The sequence below is a fragment of the Vibrio sp. V42_P2S4T144 genome (assembly GCF_009904715.1).
Classification (GTDB): domain Bacteria; phylum Pseudomonadota; class Gammaproteobacteria; order Enterobacterales; family Vibrionaceae; genus Vibrio; species Vibrio alginolyticus.
Window position 1 is genome coordinate 1 of sequence record NZ_WXWS01000240.1, and the last position, 2,427, is coordinate 2,427.

Consider the following 2,427-nt stretch of genomic DNA (forward strand, 5'->3'; position numbering starts at 1 on the left):
AAAGAATAAAGTGTGCCGACTTAGCTCAGTAGGTAGAGCAACTGACTTGTAATCAGTAGGTCACCAGTTCGATTCCGGTAGTCGGCACCATTCTTTTGCCTCGATAGCTCAGTCGGTAGAGCAGAGGATTGAAAATCCTCGTGTCGGTGGTTCGATTCCGCCTCGAGGCACCATATCTGGTGCACTTGCTTCATAAGCAAGACACAAAAAAGAATAATTCCTCCTTAGCTCAGTTGGTAGAGCGACGGACTGTTAATCCGCAGGTCGCTGGTTCGAGCCCAGCAGGAGGAGCCACTTTTAAAGCCGCATCACTTGATGCGGCTTTTTTGTATCTGCTTTATACGTCATTTCTCACTTTCCCATTTATCTGCACTTCATTTCTAAACATCAGCGAACATTAAATCCTTTCTTCAAAAACACTTATTTCACGCTAAAAATTTAATCCTCATCGTAATTTCAATACGCATTAGTATCCGAGCATATTTATCTTCACTAAGATGCCCGAGTTATTACATTTCTTCTTTTAGCTATGCCTTGCATAGTGATAACACTTTATTTGTGAGCTAAATATGAAACTAAAAACTCAAGCCTATTTATTATCTGCGATCATATTGCTAGCTCTCCTAGCTCTGACCGCAACGGGCTTATGGACACTTCGCGTCGCAAGTAACCTTGATAACAAAGCTCGACTTACTGAGCTATTTAAAAGTGCGTACAGCATACTTACCGAAGTAGAAAAGATGGCTATCGAAGGCAAAATGCCGGAAGACGAAGCGAAAGCATTAGCCACTCGCCTACTTCGTAACAATATCTACAAAGACAACGAATACGTTTATGTCGCAGATGAAAATATGATGTTCATCGCCGCACCACTAGACCCTCAACTGCACGGAACCAGCTTCCATGACTTTAGAGATGGCAGTGGTAATAGCGTAGGCCAACTCATTCTAGATGTATTGGGGCACAAAACAGGTCAGATCGTTGAATATACCTGGAGCCAAAAACAAGCTGATGGCAGCATTGAAGAAAAACACTCGATAGCAGAAAAAACACCACACTGGGGCTGGGTTGTCGGTACAGGTATTGGCTTTAATGAAGTTAACGCACGTTTTTGGTCGACAGCACAATGGCAGCTTGTGCTGTGTCTGATTATCGCGGGAAGTATTCTAAGTGGCCTGATCATTTCGATTCGCAAAATGCTTCATCTACTTGGTGGAGAGCCTAACGACGTGCGTAAAGCAGTTCAAGCTGTCGCTCAAGGAGACATTCAGACCAGTTTTGATACTGTGGCACCGAGAGGAAGTATCTATCGTGCCGTGCAAGATATGAGTCAATCACTAGCTACCATGGTGACAAACCTAGAGAAGTCTATGCATGCACTGCGCGCAGAGTTGTTTGCCGTAGAGTCTCGATCAAATACGATTGCCGATCTTACCGTATCTCAGCAGCAATCAACGGCGATGATTGCCACTGCGATGACTGAAATGGCATCTTCAGCCAACCATGTTGCCAATTCAGCAAGCGACACCGCAAACAATACGGACGAGGCAGACAAACAAAGCCAACATACTCAGAAACTCATTCATAACACGGTTGAAAACATTCAAGGTTTAGCTTCTCAATTAAATACTGCGAGTAAAGCGGTCGCCGATCTAGATCAGGATGTAAATAATATTGTAAAAGTGCTCGATGTGATTGGTGATATTGCAGAGCAAACAAACCTATTGGCACTCAATGCAGCCATTGAAGCAGCACGTGCTGGAGAACAAGGCCGAGGCTTCGCAGTCGTTGCTGATGAGGTACGCAACCTAGCAGGACGCACACAAGACAGCACAAAAGAGATTCAGTATATGATCTCCAATCTGCAAGAAGGCTCTCGCAATGCCATTCACACAATGGAAATATGTGCAGAAACCAGTGAAAGCACTGTTACAGAGTCTAAGAATGCCTCTGAAGCTCTACAGCAAATTGTAACGGCGTTAGAATCTATCACCACAATGAGCCAGCAGATCGCTACTGCTGCCGCTGAGCAGACGCAGGTTAGCGATGATATTGCGCTACGCATAAACCTTATCGAGGAAAGCGGAGGCCAACTCAACTCTGTCGTAACCGAGAGTCAATCAAGTACTCAAAGTTTAGCTTCACTAGCGAATGAGCTAGAAGGTTGGGTAAACAAGTTCTCAGTAAAGCACTAGTTTAAAGTCAATTGTTCAATAAAAAGCACGTTTTCAGACGTGCTTTTTTGTTTTTATCGCCTTTATTTTGCAAGTGAACACACTATCAATGTTAAAACATCGCTTAAAGCATGGCGCATTGCTGCTAAAAACGCATAAAAACAGCCCACTCCGAGCACAAATTCATCAAACGATATTTTATTTTAATTTTATTGTTGACCTGAAAGCCGAAAAGCCTTTTAATACACCTCGT

The 2,427-nt window shown here is 43.6% G+C and carries 1 protein-coding gene and 3 tRNA genes; all 4 read left to right on the top strand.

Features of this window, described 5'->3' with window-relative positions; translation table 11 throughout:
- The first annotated feature begins 14 nt into the window (after window positions 1-14).
- The 4 genes from CAG68_RS08300 to CAG68_RS08315 all read left to right on the top strand — a co-directional run bounded on the left by CAG68_RS08300 (window position 15) and on the right by CAG68_RS08315 (window position 2,195).
- Window positions 15-90, top strand: a tRNA-Thr gene (locus CAG68_RS08300).
- A gap of 7 nt (window positions 91-97) precedes the next feature.
- Window positions 98-173: transfer RNA gene (locus CAG68_RS08305), tRNA-Phe, on the top strand.
- Between the two features lie 45 nt (window positions 174-218).
- Window positions 219-294: transfer RNA gene (locus tag CAG68_RS08310), tRNA-Asn, on the top strand.
- Between the two features lie 275 nt (window positions 295-569).
- On the top strand, window positions 570-2,195 hold the full coding sequence (locus CAG68_RS08315; protein WP_161441000.1) for a methyl-accepting chemotaxis protein: 1,626 nt from the start codon (window positions 570-572) through the stop codon (window positions 2,193-2,195).
- The last annotated feature ends 232 nt before the right edge of the window (window positions 2,196-2,427 follow it).

What these genes read in the sequence shown, in the direction of transcription:
- CAG68_RS08315 (WP_161441000.1), top strand. Translation starts at nt 570, where the DNA reads ATGAAACTAAAAACTCAAGCCTATTTATTATCTGCGATCATATTGCTA.